The organism is Nocardia anocheti, assembly GCF_029675105.1.
GTDB lineage: Bacteria > Actinomycetota > Actinomycetes > Mycobacteriales > Mycobacteriaceae > Nocardia.
The window spans coordinates 351524-369135 of sequence record NZ_JAQQFV010000007.1 but is presented as its reverse complement, the minus strand read 5'-3'; the positions used below and the strand labels follow the sequence as shown (position 1 = coordinate 369135).

Genomic DNA, 17612 nt, shown 5'->3' with positions numbered 1-17612 from the left:
CCCGGCGAGGGCGACGGTCACCACGCCCGATCCGCGCCTCAGCGGGTCGTGCGGGCGGAGCGCCAGGCCACCACGGCCATGCCGAGCAGCAGCAGCGCGCCGCCGGTGGTCGCCACATGCATACCGCTGACGAAGGATTCGCGCGCGGCCGCGATCAGCCCGGCGTCGTCACCGGAGTGCGCGACGGTGTCGCCCAGGGTCTCACCGAAGTCGCCGCCGGACCGGAAGACCAGCGCGGCCAGCGAGCCGAGCAGCGCCAGGCCCAGCGAGTTGCCGAGCTCGAAGCTGGTCTCGGAGATGCCGACCGCCGAGCCCGCGCGTTCGGCGGGCACCGCCGACACCGCCACATCGGAGACGAGCGTGAACGAGATGCCGTACCCGACACCGGCGATCATCGACCCGGCCACGTACCACATCAGCCCGCCGTCGACCCCGACGCCGAGCAGCATGAGATTGCCGATCGCCGAGAGGCTCAGCGCCAGCGTGAACGCCGCGCGCACGCCCCAGCGCAGCCCCACTTTCGGCCCGCTCATCGAGAAGACGAACACCGCGACCGCCATCGGGATACCCAGCAGCGCCGCCTGCAGCGCGTCACGCCCGGTGACCGACTGCAGGTAGATGCTGGTCAGGTAGCTCATCGCGGCCAGCGACATCATGCCGACGGTGCTGGCTCCGATCGCCACCCGGAACAGCGGCCGGGTGAACAGCGACAGGTCCAGCAGCGGTTCGGTCAGGTGCCGCTGCCTGCGCACGAACAGCACCAGCAGCGCCAGGCCGACGGCCGCGATCAGCACCGAGACCAGATCCAGGCCCTCGGCGGCGACGTGCTTGATCCCGTAGACCAGCGGCAGGATGCCGCCGATCGACAGCGCGACGCTGGGCAGATCGAGCGGACCCAGCGCGGCCGAGCGGTGTTCGGGCAGCAGGAAGGGACCGAACACCAGCAGCACCGCCAGCACCGGGATGTTGATCAGGAACACCGAGCCCCACCAGAAGTGGTGCAGCAGCAGCCCACCGATGATCGGCCCGACCGCCGAACCACCGGCGAAGAACGCGGTCCAGATGCCGATGGCGGTGGCGCGGCGCCGGGCGTCGGGGAACAGGTTGGAGATCAGCGCGAGGCTCGACGGCAGCAGGGTCGCGCCGCCGATGCCCATCAGCACCCGGGCCGCGATGAGCACTTCGGCGCTGGGCGCGAAGGCGGCCAGCACCGAGGCCAGGCCGAAGACGGCGGCACCGGCGAGCAGGATGTTGCGCCTGCCGATCCGGTCGCCGAGATTGCCCATGGTGATGAGCAGGCCCGCCAGCATGAATCCGTAGATGTCGAGGATCCAGAGTTGCTGGGAGGCACTGGGATCCAGGTCGACGGTCAGCGTCGGCATGGCGAGGAACAGCACCGAGATGTCCATCGACACCAGCAGCACCGGCAGCAGCAGCACGCCCAGACCGAGCCATGCGCGGCGTCCACCGACGGCCGCGCTGGGCAGCGCCGGTTCCAGCTTCGTCATTCCGACATCCTTCCACGGGTTTGCGTACACCGTACGCGGGGAACGGGTACAGTGTACGCACAGAAGTGGAAAACGGAAAGTGAGTCATGGGATGACTGACGCGAAGCTCACCCGCACCGCCATCGTCGACGCCGCGATCGCCCTGGCCGACGCCGACGGCCTGGACGCGGTGTCGATGCGCCGCATCGCCGACCGGCTCGACGTCGGCACCATGTCGCTGTACCGGCACGTGGCGGGCAAGGACGAGCTGATCGCCGAGATGACCGACGAGATCGCCGCCCGGCACCCCTACCCCGATCCGGCGGGCGAGGACTGGAGCTGGCGTGATCGGGTCCGCATCGCCTCCGAGATCGACTGGCAGCTCTATCAGCAGCATCCGTGGGTGCTGCTCACCTTCGCCGTGCCCCGCTACAGTTTCGGCCCGCAGGGCCTGGCGAGCCTGGCCTGGCTGGTCGAGGGGCTGCGCGCGCTCGACGTGTCCACCCGCGAGGCGACGACCATGGCGTTCACCGTGTGGAACTACATCTCCGGCGCGAGCCTGCCGGTGGTCGGCGGCTCGCTGCTGGCCCGCAAACGCACCGCCACCGACGACACCAACGGCCTGCGCGATCTGCTCGACGGCACGCCCTCGTTCCCGGTGCCGCCCGCGCTGATGGATCTACACGGTGCCGGGGTCAGCGATCTCACCTCCGAGGACCTGCTGTTCCTCGGCCTGGACGCCCTGTGCGACGGTTTCGCCGCGCGCGCCGCCGCGAAGGCCCGCTAGACGCTCGCGGTCTTGCGCCAGGGCGGGACGTCGAGATAGGTCGCCGCCCGCAGCACCCATTCCACCGGTCCGTACGGGTGGCCGCGCAGCCACCAGGCGCTCAGCGCGAGCTGCGCGGCGAAGGTCACCAGTGCGATCGCGACTACGCCGAGCGGCGGGATGTCGTCGGCCAGGGCGAGCCCGTATCCGGTGTAGACCAGCACCATCACGATCGATTGCCCGATGTAGTTCGTGGCCGCCATCCGTCCGGCGGGTGCCAGCAGGGCGGCGAATCGGCCGGTGCGCGCCGAACGGGCGAGCCGCAGCACCACGGCCACGTAGGCGAAGGTCATGGCGGGGGCGACGAGGTACTGCAGGCCGTGCACGAAGTCGGGGCCGTCCCACCAGCCCATGGCGTCGACGAAGGTCGCCACCGAGATCGGGACGCCCAGACCGAAGCCGATCAGCAGCACGCGCGGCGACCAGCGGCGCAGGGTCGCGGCGTCGTCGAACAGGTCGCGCTTGCCCGCCGCCATGCCGAACAGGAACATCGCCAGGCTCGGTACGCCCTGGCCGATCCAGATCAGCAGCAGGAACACCGGCGCGAGGTCGGTCTGGATGGCGAAGGTCTGGGCGAAGTCACCGGTGTAGTCGGCCGCGATGGCGGGCAGGTTCATCAACTCGCCCAGCGCGAGCGTGCCACCCTGTCCCGGCAGGAAGCTGAGCACCGACCACAGCGTGTAGAGCACCACGCCCGTGATCACCGCGGTGCGCGGGCGCAGCGTGCGCAAGGTGATCAGCACCAGGCACAGCACGGCGTAGAGGGTGAGGATGTCACCGATCCACAGGAAGTACACGTGCGCCAGGCCGATCACCAGCAGCGCGGCGCAGCGGCGCAGCAACCGCCGGACGGGTGCGGCGCCCGCCCGCTGGGCCGCCGCGATCTGCAGGGTGAACGAGTAGCCGAACAGGAAGGCGAACAGCAGATAGAACCGGCCGGTGAACACCGCGTCGACGGTGGCGCGTACCAGCTGGTCGACCGTGCCGTCGAACAGGGAGACCGGCTCGTCACGGGGGCCGACGGCCGTCCACACCGTGGTCGCCACGATCACATTGGTGATCAGGATGCCGAACAGCGCGAACCCGCGCAGGATGTCGATCTCGGCGATGCGCCGCCCGGACGATGCGGGCGATGTCCGGGTCCCGAGTGCCTCTGCCATGGATCGAGCGTAGGAACTCCCCCGGTCCCGGTCGTCGCCCGCGCGGCCGACACCCGGTCGCACAGTGGCGCGCCGCGGGTCCTCCGCGCGGCGTATTGACTTCTGCCCCATCGTCATCCCGGTCGTCGGAACGTACACCGCGCGGCCCGGCGCGCACCGGGTGCGCGGGCATGGGGGACAGTGGAGCGATGACCTCCGACCCGCTGCCCGCCGACCGCCGTCTCGCCGCCGAAGCCCTCGCCGCCGACGATCCGACCGGATGGTTCGAGCCGCTCTACGTCGAGGCGGCGGCGGGGACCTCGGTGGTGCCGTGGGATCGCGACGAGCCCAATCCGCTGCTCGCCGACTGGTTCGCCGAACGTACCGACCTGAGCGGCGGAACCGCGCTCGTGGTCGGCTGCGGATACGGCACCGACGCCGAACACGTGGCGGCACAGGGGTTGCGCACCACCGCGTTCGACGTCTCGGCCACCGCCGTCCGCGAGGCGGGGGCGCGATTCCCGCAGTCGCCGGTCACCTACACGGTCGCCGATCTGCTGAATCCACCCGCCGCCTGGCGCGGTGCCTTCGACCTGGTGGTCGAGTCGATCACCGTGCAGTCACTGCCCCCGCAGGTCCACGCCACCGCCATCGCCGGAATCCGCGCGACCCTGGCACCCGGCGCGACGCTGCTGGTCGTCGCCGATGTCAGCGCGACCACGCCGACCGCTGGCCCACCCTGGCCTTTGACCCGCGCCGAGATCGACTCCTTCGCCGACGGCGACATCACACCCGTCCGGGTCGAATCGCTGCCCCGCCCCGATCTCCCCGACCTGCGGCGCTGGCGCGCCGAATTCCACCGCGCACCCGCCTAGCCCGCACAAGGGTTCGCGGCCGCGTGGGACACGACTCCGTGCGCGTCGCCTCATCCCGTGGTCGCGGACCTGCTCACCCGTACCCCGCACGCCGCCGCGACACAGCCCGCGACCAGGCCGATCGCGGCGGGCACCACCACCAGCCCGACCCGCAGCGGCAGGTCCGCGACCCCGGAACCTCCACCTTCGACGGGGGTTTCCAGCGGGGGTTCCGGTAGCGGTTCGTAGCTCGCGTCGTAGACGACGAAACCGTCGATGTCGCTGGCCCACCACTCGAACAGCAGCCAGGCGGCCAGCCCGCACAGCAGACCCAGGATCGTCGTTGCCAGAACGGTCCGGCGCCGGGCGCCGCGCGCGTGCTGCGTTGTCACGCCCAGCAGTCAAGCAGCCCGACCGCCCGGGGCGGGTGACCGACGCGGCCCTGTCGACCGATTCCGCGCCGCGCCGGTGTGGCGCCGCCCGGCGTGGCGCCCGCCGCCGGTCCGGCGGTGCCAGAATGGACGGTGCTCGTGCTCGTGCGGTACTCGTAACCACCACGGAGGCGGACATGCAGGCAGTGGTCTTCGACCGGTTCGGCGAACCGAAGGACGTTCTCACCGCGCAGACGGTGACCACCCCGGAGCCGGGCCCCGGCGAGATCCGCGTCGCCATGACACTCTCCCCGATCCACAACCACGACCTCGCCATCATTCGCGGCGTCTACGGCTATCGGCCACCGCTGCCCGCCGTGCCCGGCACCGAGGCGGTCGGCGTCGTCGACGCGCTCGGCCCCGGCGCCGAGGGGCTCGCCGTCGGTCAGCGGGTGGCGCTGGCCGGGGTCAGGGAGTCGTGGGCGGACTTCTTCCTCGCCCGCGCCGACCGCGCCGTGCCCATGCCCGCCTCGGTGCCCGACGACACCGCCTGCCAGCTGCTGGCCATGCCGTTGAGCGCGCTCATGCTGCTCGATGACCTCCGCGTGCGCCCCGGCCAGTGGATCGCGGTGAACGCGGCCAACGGCGCGGTCGGGCGGCAACTGAATCTGTTCGCCCGACAGCGCGGGGTGCGCGTGCTCAGCCTGGTCCGCGGCCCCGCCTCGGTGGTGGCGCTCGAGCAACTCGGCTTCGGACCGGTGGTCGACACCGATACCGAGGGCTGGGCGGCGCGGGCCGCCGAACTCACCGAGGGCGAGCCGATCGTGCGGGGTGTCGACCAGGTCAGCGGACCGGCGGCAGGCGCGTTGCTGTCGCTGCTCGCCCCGCGCGGCGAACTGGTCTCCTTCGGCGCGCTCTCCGGGCAACCACTGGTCGTCGACACCGGCGCGGTGATCTTCAAACAGGCGGTGATCAAAGGGTTCTGGGGTCAGCAGCGCAGCGCCGAGATCGACCCGGCCGATTATCTGCGGCTGATCACCGAGCTGGTCGGCCTGGCCGCCGACGGCACCCTGCGGCTGGATGTCCAGGCCGAGTTCGGGCTGGATCGGGCCGCCGAAGCCGCCGTCGCGGCCGAGACGCCCGGCCGCAACGGCAAGGTCGTCCTCCGTTCCGGTGCGCGCTGAGCATCGAATCATGTTCGGTACCAATCGATTACAAGATCGATGAGCACGATAGACGTCGACATGTCCGCCGCCGGTCGGTAGCGTCGATCCATGGCCGACCTCTCCGCTCCCAGCCGCATCGAGTCCCTCGGCACCGAATTCTTCGACGATCCGCACGCGCACTACCGCCGCTGGCGCGAGGCGGGCCCCGTCCACCGGGTCCGCTTCCCCGACGAGGTGGTGCGCTGGGTGATCGTCGGCTATCCGGAAGCGCGTGCCGCCCTGGCCGATCCGCGCCTGCGCAAGGACATGGCCCGCGCGGCCGCCATCCTCGATGACAAACGCGATGCCGAACCGATCGACGCCGAGTCGCTCGTGCTGCTCACCCACATGCTCAGCACCGACCCGCCCGGCCACACCCGCCTGCGCAAACTGGTGAACAAGGCCTTCACCACGCGGCGGGTGGCTGGCCTGCGCCCGCGCATCGAGGAGATCACCGAGGATCTCCTCGATGCGATGGCCGCCGCGGACGAGGTCGACCTCATGGAGGTCTTCGCCAATCCCCTTCCGGTAACGGTGATCTGCGAACTGCTCGGCGTGCCCTTCGCCGACCGCGCCGACTTCCAGTCCTGGACCCGTTCGCTGGTCGGGGTGCCGGGCGAGGCCGACGAGGAACGCTCGGCGGCCGCCAAGGCGATGACGCGCTATCTGTCGGAACTGGTGCGCGCCAAGCAGTCCCACCCCGCCGACGACCTGCTCTCGCACCTGGTGCTCGCCGACGACGAGGGCGACCGGCTCACCGACCACGAGCTGGTGGCCATGGCGTTCCTGCTGCTGGTCGCCGGACACGAGACCACCGTCAATCTGATCGGCAACGGCGTCTACGCGCTGCTGCGCCATCCCGATCAGTGGCGGGCCCTGTGTGCCGACCCGGCCGGAGTGCCCGCCGCCGTGGAGGAGTTCCTGCGTTTCGACGGCCCCGTAGACATGGCGACCGTGCGGTTCACCGCGGAGCCGGTCACGGTGGGCGACACCGAGATTCCCGAAGGCGAGCTCGTCTACGTCGCCCTCTCGGCCGCCAATCGCGACCCGGCCCGTTTCGGCGATCCCGACGCGCTCACCATCGACGGCCCAGCGAGCGGACACCTCGCCTTCGGCCACGGCATCCACTTCTGCGTCGGCGCACCGCTGGCCCGCTTGGAAGCCGAGATCGCCTTCACCGCCCTGCAGCGCCGCTATCCCGAACTACGGCTCGCCGACCCCGCGTCGCATCCGCACTGGCAGACCAGCACACTCATCCGCGGCCTGCGCGAACTGCCGGTCCGCCTGCGTTGAACCCGGGGCCGATTCAGGCGGCCGGACCGTTGACCACCGCGTAGGCGAAACCGTCCCACCCCTTCGACCCGACCGTCTGGATCACGGTCGCGTCGAGGCTGGGTTCGGCGGCGAGCAGGTCGATCAACTCGCGGCTGGCCCGCGCGTTGGGGTCCTCGGTCCGCTCGTCGGCCACCGCCCCACCGCGCACCACATTGTCGACGATGATCACCGAACCCGGCCGGGTGAGCCGCAGCGCCCACTGCACATAGTTCGAGTTGTTCACCTTGTCGGCGTCGATGAACACCAGGTCGAACGGTTGGGTCAGGTCTTCGGCGACGCCGGGCAACGTGTCCAGCGCCGGACCGACGACGATCTCGACCCGGTCCCCGATTCCCGCCCGGTCCAGATTCTCCCGCGCCACCTTCGCGTGCCGCGGTTCGAACTCCAGGGTCACCACGGTGCCCTCCGGCCCGACCGCCCTGGCCAGCCACTCGGTGCTGTACCCGCCGAGCGTGCCGATCTCGAGCACGCGGTGGGCGTTCGCCGTCCTCGCGAGCAGGTGCAGGAACTTCCCCTGCGGTGGTGAGACGTCGATCGGCGGCAGGCCCGCGTCGGCATTGGCTGCCAGCGCGGGCGCGCCCTCCGTTCCGACGAGGGTGTCCACGAGATACCGGTCGACGCCTGCCCAGTCGTTGTCGGTCATGGACGCCAGTGTGCCATCGCTACGCCTTGGCGGTCTGGATCTCGACGATTCCCCGCACCGTCTGCACGCCCGCCTGGACGAGTCCCTTCAACGACACGACGGCCGACGACAGCTCCTTGAGCAGAGCGCTGATCGTCAGCGCCGAGGCCGAGATGTCGAACAGGGCGCGTGCGATGAGCGCCGGGGTCGCGGTGCCGGCCGACGCGATCAGCAGGGCGGTGATCTCGGCCAGCATGCCTGCCAGATTGCTGAGGACTTCCACGACGACCCCGCGCACCGCTTCCACGATGCGCTTCATTCCATCGTTGGCATCCTTGAGGATCCCGGCGAGCGCGGCGTTTTCCGCGATCTTGCCGGTCAATTCCGTGGCGCTCGCCTTATAGGCATCAGCCGCAGCGCCGGCCCACGCACCGATTCCCGAATCGATCGCCGCGGCATACTGCTGCGCGGTCGTGGTCAGCGCTTCGCCGATATTCTTCCAGGAATCGGAGTACGCCTGAACCATATCGGGGCTGCCGGTGAGTGATTCCAGGGTCTTCCGCATCGGTTCGACGTGTTCGAGCATCCAGCTCATCAGCTGCGATCCCAGGAAGTTGAACGGATCGAACTTCGCCAGCGTCGTGGCGCCCTTGATGGCTTTGGTGAACATCTTCACCGCGTCGACGACATCGGCGCCGGTCGAAGACGCCTTCATGATGGCTTCGGCCTTGTCCATCAGCGAGCCATCGGTGGTCAGTGCCTGCTGGAGGCCGTAACCGTTCTCCATGACGTCACCGACGAGGGTGCCCTTCATGATGCCAGGATCGAGCGACTTGTCGCCTTCGTCGCTCTCGTCGACCTTCCAACGGCCGACATTCTTCAGGACAGGATTGTCCTCCTGGTAATAGCTGTCCCGATAGTCGACCCCATCGGCGAGCAGATCGTTGTCCGGTGCGGCACCGTCATCGAAGTTGTTGACTGTGCCCGGGATGGTCACCTCGTTGAGGAAGGCGCCCACAGCGCTGGCTTCGCCCATCGCTACACGTTCCTCTCGATCTCGGTGGTCTTGGTCGTGATGTCACCGGCCCGTGTGGTGTCACAGGATTCGAAGGTGTCGGCGGCGGTACGCAGCTTGCCCGGCATCTCGGCGGTCAGTGTGCCGAGTTGCTCCATCGCGCTGAGGACTTGGTCGTGCAGGTCATCGAGCAGCATCCACACCAACGGCTTCGGCAACACGCCGTAGCCGTCGTCGGCGCGCGCGAGATAGCTCGCGGCCTGCACCGCCTCGGCCACGCCGGAAGCGACGCCGTCCACCGTCGCGGCGTGCGTTCTGATCGCATCGACACTGACATTCACCGCACACGTCACGCTGAATCCTCCTGGTCATAATGAGCTCGCCCGTACCGGAACACTTGTCGAAAGGGTTGGACGCGGCAGACCACGATTCGGTTCCCTCGCCGCCCGGGAATTCGCGCGCGACTACTGCAACCAGGACCTGCGCTGGAAGAACATGTCCTCCTCGGACGGCTCCTCCGGCGCGACGACCCGGTCCCGGTCGGGCTTGCGACCGGCCGGGGTCTCCGGCGCGGAGGCGGCGGGCCACGGCGCGGCCGGGGCGGCGGGCGGCGCGGGCGGGGCCGGGGGCGGGGTGGGCGCGGAGGGTTCGGCGTCCAGGTCGGGGAACCGCTCGGCGTACTGGCCGACGATCGCCTCGCCCGCCTCGTCGGTGCCGACCATGTCGTGGACCAGCCCGGTGACCTGGTCGCGCAGCCGGGCCTGGGCCCGGTGCGTGCAGGCCATGAGTTCGGCCGCGACCGCGGTGGGGTCCATGCCGCGTACGGCGGCGGCCAGGGTGATGGCGGTGGTGGAACCGTTGGCGTCGACGGTGACGCTGATCCGGCCATCGGCCGAGGTGTCGGTGACGCTGACCTCGGTCATCTTGCCGTGCAGTTCCTGATACCGCTGCGCCTTGCGTTCCAGATCCTCGGCCCAACGCGAGAGTTCGTCGGCGGCGTTGTTCAGGTCGTCCATGACTGCGGTCCCCTCCTGCCGGGGCTCCCCGGCGCTACACGGCAGGGCGCGCTGTCCACCCGCCCCGTTCGGATCGCGCCGAGCCTAGCCGCGCGACCAGCACCCGCCCTGACCGGGGCCGCACCACACCGTTTCATACCGACCAGTAACCGTGTTACTGTCGCATCGGTTTCAGATTCCGGTGACGCACATCATGCCCGACCCGGTTCTGCGGCCCAGGACACACCCGTGACAGGGCGGGGTAACGGTGATGGAGAGTGGAATGCAGCAATCACGCTCAGCGGTGAGTCGTGTGGCGATGACGGCACTGGTGTGCCTGGCGACGGCGGCCGGGCACCTGGTCGGCGCGGGACCGGCGGTGGCCGAGCCGGTCAGCGCGTTCTACGTGCCGCCCGCGCAGCTGCCCGAGGCGCCCGGCGCGATCGTGAAGACGCAGCCGATGACCATTCTGGCGACGCCGCCGACGGCGACGGGCTGGCCGACGCAGGCCCAGCACGTCATGTACACCTCGCGGCTGCAGGACGGGTCCCCGGTCGCGGTGTCGGGCACCTACATCGAGCCGACCAACCCCTGGCAGGGCCCCGGCGCGCGTCCGACCGTGGTGATCGGCCCCGGCACCTCCGGGCAGGGTGACCGCTGCGCGATGTCGGTGGCGTTCTCCACCGGCGTCTCGGTGACCGCCGACCCGGCGCTGGGCCTGTCGGCCAATCAGGAACTGCCCTCCTCGGCGGTGTGGAGCGCGCTCGGCGCCCGCGTGCTGATCACCGACTACATCGGCCTCGGCACCCCCGGAATCCACACCTACGCCAACCGTTTCGAGAGCGGGCACGCCATTCTCGACGGCGCCAGGGCGGCCAACGCACTCGGCGGGGTCGGCCCGGAGACGCCGCTGGTGCTGTGGGGCTATTCGCAGGGCGGTGGGGCCACCGCGGCGGCGGCAGAGCTGGCACCGGAGTACGCGCCGGAGCTGAATCTGAAGGGCACCTGGGCCGGTGGCCCGGTGGCCGATCTCGGTGAGATCCTGAAGCAGATCGACGGCGCGCTGATCGGCGGCGCCATCGGCTTCGCGGTCAACGGCATGCTGGCGCGCTACCCCGAACTGCAGCGCGCGGTCGACCGGGTGACCTCGCCCGAGGGCCGCGCCATGCTGGCGACACTGAGCGATTCCTGCGTGGCCGACCTGATCGTCTACCACCCGTTCCTGCGCACGAATTCGCTGACGGTGGACGGCCGTTCACTCACCGAGCACCTCGCCGACATCCCCGAGGCCGCGCCGGTCCTGGCCGAACTGCGCCTGGGCAGCCGCAAGCCCACCACCCCGGTGTTCATCACCAGCGGCCGCAACGACGACACCGTCCCCTACGGGCAGGCCCGGCGCCTCGCCGAGGACTGGTGCGGGCAGGGCGCCACGGTCACCTTCCGCACCAACGAGTTGCCGCCGATCATGCCGGGCTTCACCATCCCGAACCACTTCGGTCCGGAGATCATCGACGGTTTCGGCCCCGACAACGCGGTGACCTACCTGCTCGAACGGCTGGCGGACAAGCCGGTCACCGGCTGCTCGTTCGACTGAGCGAGACCGCCACGGCTCTCGGCCGCCTCGGCCTGGACTGACCGGAGGGTGCGACGAAGGAGTGCCCGGAGGGAGGGAAGGCCGAGGGAACAGGCCGAGAGTCCGCGGCGCCAGCCGCCATGTTTCAGAACAGGAAGTAGCGCTGGGCCATCGGGAGTTCGGTGGCGGGCGCCTCGGTCCACACCTCGCCGTCGACGCGGACGGTGAAGGTGTCGGGGTCGACCTCGATGCGCGGCATGGCGTCGTTGTGCGGCATGTCCGCCTTGGTGACCCGGCGAACGTTCTTGACCGGCACCAGTTTCCGCCGCACGTCGAGCCGGTCGGCCAACCCGTCGTCGATCGCGTGTTCGGAGACGAAGTGCAGCGAGGTCGCCGCGGCGGCGGGGGCGGCGGCGCCGAACATCGGGCGCGGCAGCACCGGCTGCGGGGTGGGGATCGAGGCGTTGGCGTCGCCCATGGCCGCCCACGCGATCATCCCGCCCTTGAGCACCGCGTGCGGGCGCACCCCGAAGAACGCGGGCTCCCACAGCACCAGGTCGGCCAGCTTGCCGACCTCGATCGAGCCGATCTCGTCGTCGAGGCCGTGCGCGATCGCCGGGCAGATGGTGTATTTCGCGAGGTAGCGCCGCACCCGCGCGTTGTCGGCGGGGCCGTCACCGGGCAGCGCGCCGCGACGGCGTTTCATGACGTGCGCGGTCTGCCAGGTGCGCATCACCACCTCGCCGATGCGGCCCATGGCCTGGGAGTCCGAGCCGATCATGGAGATGGCGCCCAGGTCGTGCAGCAGGTCCTCGGCGGCGATGGTCGAGGGGCGGATGCGGGATTCGGCGAAGGCCAGGTCCTCGGGGATCGACGGGCTCAGGTGGTGGCAGACCATGAGCATGTCGAGGTGTTCGTCGAGGGTGTTGACGGTGTGCGGCCGGGTCGGGTTGGTGGAACTGGGCAGCACGTTCAGATGCGAGGCGACAGTGATGATGTCGGGTGCGTGCCCGCCACCCGCGCCCTCGGTGTGATAGGCGTGGATGCCGCGACCGGCGATGGCGGCCAGGGTGTCCTCGACGAAACCGGCCTCGTTGAGCGTGTCGGAGTGCAGGGCCACCTGCACGCCCGAGGCGTCGGCGACCCGCAGGCAGGCGTCGATCGCCGCCGGGGTGGAACCCCAGTCCTCGTGCAGTTTGAAGCCCGAAGCGCCACCGCGCAACTGCTCCCACATCGATTCGGCGCTCACGGTGTTGCCCTTGCCGAGCAGCACGATGTTCATCGGCCAGTGGTCCAGGGCTTCCAGCATCCGCGCCAGGTGCCAGGACCCCGGGGTGACGGTGGTGGCCTTGGAGCCCTCGGCCGGACCGGTGCCGCCGCCGATGAGCGTGGTGATGCCGCCGCCGAGCGCCTCGTCGAGCAGCTGCGGACAGATGAAGTGCACGTGGCAGTCGATGGCGCCCGCGGTGAGGATGCGGCCGTTGCCCGCGATGATCTCGGTGGACGGGCCGACGACGAGGTCGGGATGCACGCCCGACATGGTGTCGGGGTTGCCCGCCTTGCCCAGGGCGCAGATGCGTCCGTCGCGGATGCCGACGTCGGCCTTGATCACGCCCCAGTGGTCGATGACGATCACGCCGGTGATCACGGTGTCGGGCGCGCCGTCGGCGCGGGTGGCCCGCGACTGCCCCATCGACTCGCGCAGCACCTTGCCGCCGCCGAAGACGGCCTCCTCCCCCGCCAGTCCGGGCCCGCCGCTGCGGTCCTCGGTGATCTCGACGAACAGGTCGGTGTCGGCGAGGCGGACGCGGTCGCCGGTGGTCGGCCCGAAGAGCTCGGCGTAGCGGGCGCGGCTGAGTTCGCTCATCGGTTCTCTTCCTGAGTGGTCGCGTCCAGGCAGCCCGGCGGGTCGGCGCTGATGCCGTAGACCTCCCGGGTGCCGCCCAGCGGCACCAGCGAGACCCGTTGCGGCAGACCGGGTTCGAAGCGCACGGCGGTGCCCGCCGGGATGTCGAGACGGTGCCCGTGCGCGGCGGCGCGATCGAACTGCAACGCCGCGTTGGCCTGCGGGAAGTGCACGTGGCTGCCGACCTGCACCGGCCGGTCGCCGGTGTTGACCACCTCGAGTTCGACGCGCACCGCCCCCGCGTTCAGCTCGATCATGCCCTCGGCACAGAGATACTCACCGGGAATCATCGCCCTCGCCTATCCGATCGGGTGGTGCACGGTGACGAGCTTGGTGCCGTCGGGGAAGGTGGCCTCGACCTGCACGTCGTGGATCATCTCCGGGACGCCGTCCATCACGTCGTCGCGGCGCAGCACCGAGCGGCCCGAGGACATCAGCTCGGCCACCGTCCGCCCGTCGCGCGCGCCTTCGAGCACATGATCGGTGATCAGCGCGACCGCCTCGGGATGGTTGAGTTTGAGCCCGCGGGCCTGCCTGCGGCGCGCCAGTTCGGCCGCGTAACTCAGCAGCAGCCGTTCCTGCTCGTGCGGCGACAGGCGCATCGGGTCTCTCCTCGGCGATGGACTAGGCGGGTGACCAGATATTCTGGCATGTCCGTGCCGGTCCCGCCGCGCGACGGAGCTCCGCCGCGCGAGATGTCCCGGGGCGGTGGGGAAACCGGTGGAGCCCAACGGCACTCACCCCGTACCGTCGCGGGATGACAACACATTCGGAACTCTTGAACGTGGTCGATATCGAGGCCACCTGTTGGACGGGCGCTCCCCCGCCCGGCCAGACCAGCGAGATCATCGAGATCGGCCTCACCGTGGTCGACCTCGCGACCCACACCAGGGTGAGCAAGCACGGCATTCTCGTGCGTCCCACCCGCTCCACCGTCGGCGAGTTCTGCACCGAACTCACCGGCCTGACCCAGCAGCAGGTCGACTCGGGCGTCGATTTCGCCGAGGCCTGCCGCATCCTGACGACGGATTTCGCCGCCGCGACCCGGCCGTGGGCCAGCTGGGGCGATTACGACCGCAAGCAGTTCTTCGTCCAGTGCGCCGAAACGGGGGTGCCCTATCCGTTCGGCCCGCGACACACCAATGCCAAGCAGGTCTTCGCCGAGTCCCGCGGCCTGCGCAGGCGTCAGGGCATGGCAGGCGCGCTGGGCATCGCCGGGCTGCCGCTCGAGGGCAGGCACCATCGCGGCGAGGACGACGCGTGGAACATCGGCGCGCTGGTGACCCACGTGCTCGATCGCGGCGGCTGGCGGGTCACCACCGAGGAGTGACCCCGCTCAGGCAGACAGGTTCTGCAACCGGACCTGACCGCGCGCGACCGTGCGCCCGTCGGCGTCGGTGATCACCACCTGCCACAGCTGCTGGGTGCGGCCGCGATGGATCGGCGTGGCCTCACCGGTGAGCAGCCCCTTGCTGACCGCGCGCAGGAAGTCGGTGTTGTTGTTGACGCCCACCACCGACCCGCGGTCGCCGAACCACACCCCGCCGCCCACGCTGGCCAGCGTCTCGATGACCGTGCAGTACACGCCACCGTTCTGGATCCCCGCGGGCTGGAACAGCTGCGGACGCACCTCCCACTCCCCGCGCACCCGATCCGCGGACACCTCGGTGTAGCGCAGACCGATCAGATCGGTGAAGGTGCCTTTGCTCGCCTCGTTCATCAGTTCCGGCGAGATATCGGCCAGCGACAGTTCACTCATAGACTCCGGTCTACACCATGACCTATCAGCCGCGCCCACCCCGCACCGAAAAACGATGCGGCGGACCCCGTCACGAAGACGGAGCCCGCCGCGGCATGAATGAGGGGGTCGACCGCAGCCCTCGGGACCACCGGCTCATCCGTACGCCGAGTTGAGCATAGGTCAGGCTTACCTAACTGGTCAAGTGCGCGGGCCGGGCGTGTTCCCGGCGGGGCCGTGACGGGCTACCGTCGAGTCTCATCCAGCCCCAAGACCAGGAGGAGTTCGGTGACCGAGACGCAGGTGGCGCAAGTGATGGCCGAGTTGGCGGGGCTCGAGGATCCGAAGATCCGGGCGGTGAACGAGAAGCACGGGGACGAGCACGGGGTGAATCTCACGCAGCTGCGGGCGGTGGCCAAGCGGTTGAAGACGCAGCAGGAGTTGGCGGTGGGGTTGTGGGCGACCGGGGACAGTTCGGCGCGGTTGTTGGCGTTGTTGATCTGTCGGCCGAAGGCGTTCACGCGGGCGGAGTTGGATGCCATGCTGCGGGCGGCGCGGACGCCGAAAGTGCAGGACTGGCTGGTGAACTATGTGGTGAAGAAGAGTCCGCACGCGGAGGAACTGCGGGTGGCGTGGTTCGCGGACGCGGATCCGGTGGTGGCCAGTGCGGGGTGGGCGCTGACCAGTGAGCGGGTGGTGAAGAAGCCGGAGGGGCTGGATCTGGACGGGCTGCTCGATCTCATCGAGGCGGGGATGAAGGACGCGCCGGTGCGGTTGCAGTGGGCGATGAACCACACCCTGGCCCAGATCGGGATCGAGCACCCCGAATACCGGACCAGGGCCGTGGATATCGGTGAACGGCTGCGGGTGCTCGCGGACTACCCGACGCCCAAGGGGTGCACGTCACCGTTCGCGCCGGTGTGGATCGCGGAGATGGTGCGCAGGCAGCGGGCCTAGCTTTCGCCGGTTCGCTTGCTCAACACGATCGCAATACTCCATGATCATCGGTACCTCTATGTTTCCGAGGCTTGTGTCGATGTTGAGAGCTCGTTTCCGGGTCGCACGACGGCCGGGGGTGGGCGCGGCGAGAGAGGCAAGATTTCGTGAGTAGTAGTCGTATTCCCCGGTGGGCCGTGCGGGCGGCGATCTGCGCGGCGGCGGTCGGGGCCGCGGTCGCGGCGCCGGTGCAGGCCGAACCGCTGTGGCCGGGCGGGCCGGATGTTCCCGGCGTGCCCGCCATCATTCCCGAGCCGGAACCCGAACCGGTGGTGGCGCCGTGCAGCGAGCAGGCCCGCGCGTGCCTGCAGCTGTCGACCAACAACGCCTGGCTGATGGACAACGGGAAGGTCACCTTCGGACCGAGTCCGATGTCGCACGGCCGTCCCGGCTACGAGACGCCGACCGGGGTGTTCAAGGTGGCGTTCAAGAAGCCGTTCCACTGGAGCACCCTGCACAACGCGCCGATGGAGTACGCCGTGTTCTTCAACGGTGACATCGCCTACCACATCGGGCCCACCGAGGAGCAGTCCCACGGCTGCATCCGGCTCACGCCCGAAGGCGCCAAGGCGCACTACGACTGGCTGGAGCCGGGCGACATCGTCGAAGTCGTGCCCTGAGTCCCGACGGGGAGACCGGAATCCCGGTCTCCCCGTTCTCTTTCAGGCGGTCGAGACGCTCAGCGCGTCGACGAGCCAGAGTTGCGCCGCGCCGGAGGTGACCTCGTCACCGGTGAAAGTGGTGGTCAGCTCCCAGTACCGGCGGACGCGGTGGTCGGCACCGGCGACATCGGTGAGCAGGGCGCGCCGGAAGGCGGGGGTGTCGCGACGACGACGGGCTGCGGCGTGGCTGCCGACGTAGTGGTCGAGTTCGGGGCCGGGCCCGGGGAGGTGACCCGCGGCGACGCGCGGGGCGGCCGCGAGGCAGGCGTCGGCGATGTCGAACAGCAGGCGGCGTTCATCGCGGACGCCGGGGATGCCGCGATGGCGGAGGGTGTTGTACATGGCGGTCGCGAGTCCCGGGTCCGTCACTGTCGCGATGAGTTCCGCGTAGGCGAGCAGTTCTTCGGGGAGTGCGTCGGCCGACAGTTCGGGAACGTTCATGGCGAGGAAACCGTCGATCGCCGTGGCGGGCAGGGGCGCGAGCTGACGGCGCCAGAAGGCGATCAGGATATCGCGCGCTGCGGCCGGATCCACCACGGCGGCAAGCAGATCCAGCGTGGCCGCCTGCTGGCCTGGGGTCGCGGAGTCGACGGCGCGCAGCAGCGCCCGACGGCGGTGCAGGGCGTCGAGTTCGTCCTCGACCGTGGCGCGTTCAGCCGCGATGACCTCGGCGAGGGGCCGGGTTCCGGTGAGGACGTCGTCGATCGCCGCCAGGCCGATACCGAACGACCGCAGGCGGCGCAGCAACAGCAACCGGGCCACCGCATCCGGCGCGAACACCCGGTGCCCGGTGGGGGTCCGGCCGACCGGGAGCAGCCCCGCGTCGCAATAGAACCGGATCGTGCGAACCGCGACACCGGTGCGGGCAGCGAGCTCACCGATCGTCAT

The 17612-nt window shown here is 70.0% G+C and carries 20 protein-coding genes; 8 read left to right on the top strand and 12 right to left on the bottom strand.

The features are described from left to right. Positions 1 to 38: 38 nt before the first annotated feature. Positions 39 to 1508, bottom strand: a complete 1470-nt coding sequence (locus QC180_RS20740; RefSeq protein ID WP_278264436.1) for an MFS transporter — start codon at positions 1506 to 1508, stop codon at positions 39 to 41. Between the two features lie 91 nt (positions 1509 to 1599). Here QC180_RS20740 and QC180_RS20735 point away from each other — a divergent pair, with 91 nt between their 5' ends. After that, entirely contained in the window at positions 1600 to 2274 is a 675-nt protein-coding gene (locus QC180_RS20735; protein ID WP_278264435.1) for a TetR/AcrR family transcriptional regulator, read from the top strand. On the opposite strand, the gene QC180_RS20730 is transcribed toward QC180_RS20735, so the two are convergent. Next, on the bottom strand, positions 2271 to 3473 hold the full coding sequence (locus QC180_RS20730) for a DUF418 domain-containing protein (RefSeq protein ID WP_278264434.1): 1203 nt from the start codon (positions 3471 to 3473) through the stop codon (positions 2271 to 2273). The genes QC180_RS20735 and QC180_RS20730 overlap by 4 nt on opposite strands. A gap of 188 nt (positions 3474 to 3661) precedes the next feature. On the opposite strand from QC180_RS20730, the gene QC180_RS20725 reads away from it, so the two are divergent. Beyond that, positions 3662 to 4327 (top strand): class I SAM-dependent methyltransferase, encoded by a 666-nt coding sequence (locus QC180_RS20725; protein WP_278264433.1) that lies wholly within the window; start codon positions 3662 to 3664, stop codon positions 4325 to 4327. A 50-nt stretch (positions 4328 to 4377) separates the two neighbouring features. On the opposite strand, the gene QC180_RS20720 is transcribed toward QC180_RS20725, so the two are convergent. Then, entirely contained in the window at positions 4378 to 4698 is a 321-nt protein-coding gene (locus tag QC180_RS20720) for a hypothetical protein (RefSeq protein WP_278264432.1), read from the bottom strand. A 176-nt stretch (positions 4699 to 4874) separates the two neighbouring features. Between QC180_RS20720 and QC180_RS20715 the strand changes: the two genes are divergently transcribed. Continuing rightward, entirely contained in the window at positions 4875 to 5861 is a 987-nt protein-coding gene (locus QC180_RS20715; protein ID WP_278264431.1) for a zinc-binding dehydrogenase, read from the top strand. A gap of 90 nt (positions 5862 to 5951) precedes the next feature. Further along, a complete protein-coding gene (locus QC180_RS20710; RefSeq protein WP_278264430.1) occupies positions 5952 to 7175 on the top strand; it encodes a cytochrome P450 family protein in 1224 nt (407 codons plus the stop codon). Between the two features lie 13 nt (positions 7176 to 7188). On the opposite strand, the gene QC180_RS20705 is transcribed toward QC180_RS20710, so the two are convergent. The 4 genes from QC180_RS20705 to QC180_RS20690 all read right to left on the bottom strand — a co-directional run bounded on the left by QC180_RS20705 (position 7189) and on the right by QC180_RS20690 (position 9870). Continuing rightward, the gene (locus QC180_RS20705) at positions 7189 to 7860 is read right to left on the bottom strand and encodes an O-methyltransferase (protein WP_278264429.1); all 672 of its coding nucleotides are present in this window, start codon (positions 7858 to 7860) and stop codon (positions 7189 to 7191) included. Positions 7861 to 7879: 19 nt separating this feature from the next. Further along, entirely contained in the window at positions 7880 to 8875 is a 996-nt protein-coding gene (locus tag QC180_RS20700; protein WP_278264428.1) for a hypothetical protein, read from the bottom strand. 2 nt (positions 8876 to 8877) lie between these two features. Continuing rightward, the gene (locus QC180_RS20695; protein WP_278264427.1) at positions 8878 to 9207 is read right to left on the bottom strand and encodes a type VII secretion target; all 330 of its coding nucleotides are present in this window, start codon (positions 9205 to 9207) and stop codon (positions 8878 to 8880) included. A gap of 111 nt (positions 9208 to 9318) precedes the next feature. After that, the gene (locus QC180_RS20690; RefSeq protein ID WP_278264426.1) at positions 9319 to 9870 is read right to left on the bottom strand and encodes a YbaB/EbfC family nucleoid-associated protein; all 552 of its coding nucleotides are present in this window, start codon (positions 9868 to 9870) and stop codon (positions 9319 to 9321) included. Positions 9871 to 10132: 262 nt separating this feature from the next. Between QC180_RS20690 and QC180_RS20685 the strand changes: the two genes are divergently transcribed. Next, complete coding sequence (locus QC180_RS20685) at positions 10133 to 11443, top strand: lipase family protein (protein ID WP_474646500.1); 1311 nt, start codon at positions 10133 to 10135, stop codon at positions 11441 to 11443. Between the two features lie 124 nt (positions 11444 to 11567). Here QC180_RS20685 and QC180_RS20680 read toward each other — a convergent pair whose 3' ends face one another. Genes QC180_RS20680 through QC180_RS20670 form a run of 3 tightly spaced genes read right to left on the bottom strand, consistent with a single transcriptional unit; the run spans position 11568 to position 13930 of the window. Beyond that, positions 11568 to 13289, bottom strand: a complete 1722-nt coding sequence (locus QC180_RS20680) for an urease subunit alpha (RefSeq protein ID WP_278264424.1) — start codon at positions 13287 to 13289, stop codon at positions 11568 to 11570. Next, on the bottom strand, positions 13286 to 13618 hold the full coding sequence (locus QC180_RS20675; protein WP_278264423.1) for an urease subunit beta: 333 nt from the start codon (positions 13616 to 13618) through the stop codon (positions 13286 to 13288). The genes QC180_RS20680 and QC180_RS20675 overlap by 4 nt, the downstream gene beginning before the upstream one ends. A 9-nt stretch (positions 13619 to 13627) precedes the next feature. Beyond that, the gene (locus QC180_RS20670) at positions 13628 to 13930 is read right to left on the bottom strand and encodes an urease subunit gamma (protein WP_278264422.1); all 303 of its coding nucleotides are present in this window, start codon (positions 13928 to 13930) and stop codon (positions 13628 to 13630) included. Between the two features lie 155 nt (positions 13931 to 14085). On the opposite strand from QC180_RS20670, the gene QC180_RS20665 reads away from it, so the two are divergent. Then, the gene (locus QC180_RS20665) at positions 14086 to 14658 is read left to right on the top strand and encodes a 3'-5' exonuclease (RefSeq protein ID WP_278264421.1); all 573 of its coding nucleotides are present in this window, start codon (positions 14086 to 14088) and stop codon (positions 14656 to 14658) included. 6 nt (positions 14659 to 14664) lie between these two features. Here the strand turns inward: QC180_RS20665 and QC180_RS20660 are convergent, their stop codons facing one another. Then, positions 14665 to 15048, bottom strand: a complete 384-nt coding sequence (locus QC180_RS20660) for a PaaI family thioesterase (protein WP_474646504.1) — start codon at positions 15046 to 15048, stop codon at positions 14665 to 14667. Between the two features lie 306 nt (positions 15049 to 15354). Here QC180_RS20660 and QC180_RS20655 point away from each other — a divergent pair, with 306 nt between their 5' ends. Beyond that, positions 15355 to 16023, top strand: a complete 669-nt coding sequence (locus tag QC180_RS20655; RefSeq protein WP_278264419.1) for a DNA alkylation repair protein — start codon at positions 15355 to 15357, stop codon at positions 16021 to 16023. Positions 16024 to 16169: 146 nt separating this feature from the next. Next, a complete protein-coding gene (locus QC180_RS20650) occupies positions 16170 to 16682 on the top strand; it encodes a L,D-transpeptidase (protein WP_278264418.1) in 513 nt (170 codons plus the stop codon). 42 nt (positions 16683 to 16724) lie between these two features. On the opposite strand, the gene QC180_RS20645 is transcribed toward QC180_RS20650, so the two are convergent. Then, entirely contained in the window at positions 16725 to 17612 is an 888-nt protein-coding gene (locus tag QC180_RS20645; RefSeq protein ID WP_278264417.1) for a MerR family transcriptional regulator, read from the bottom strand.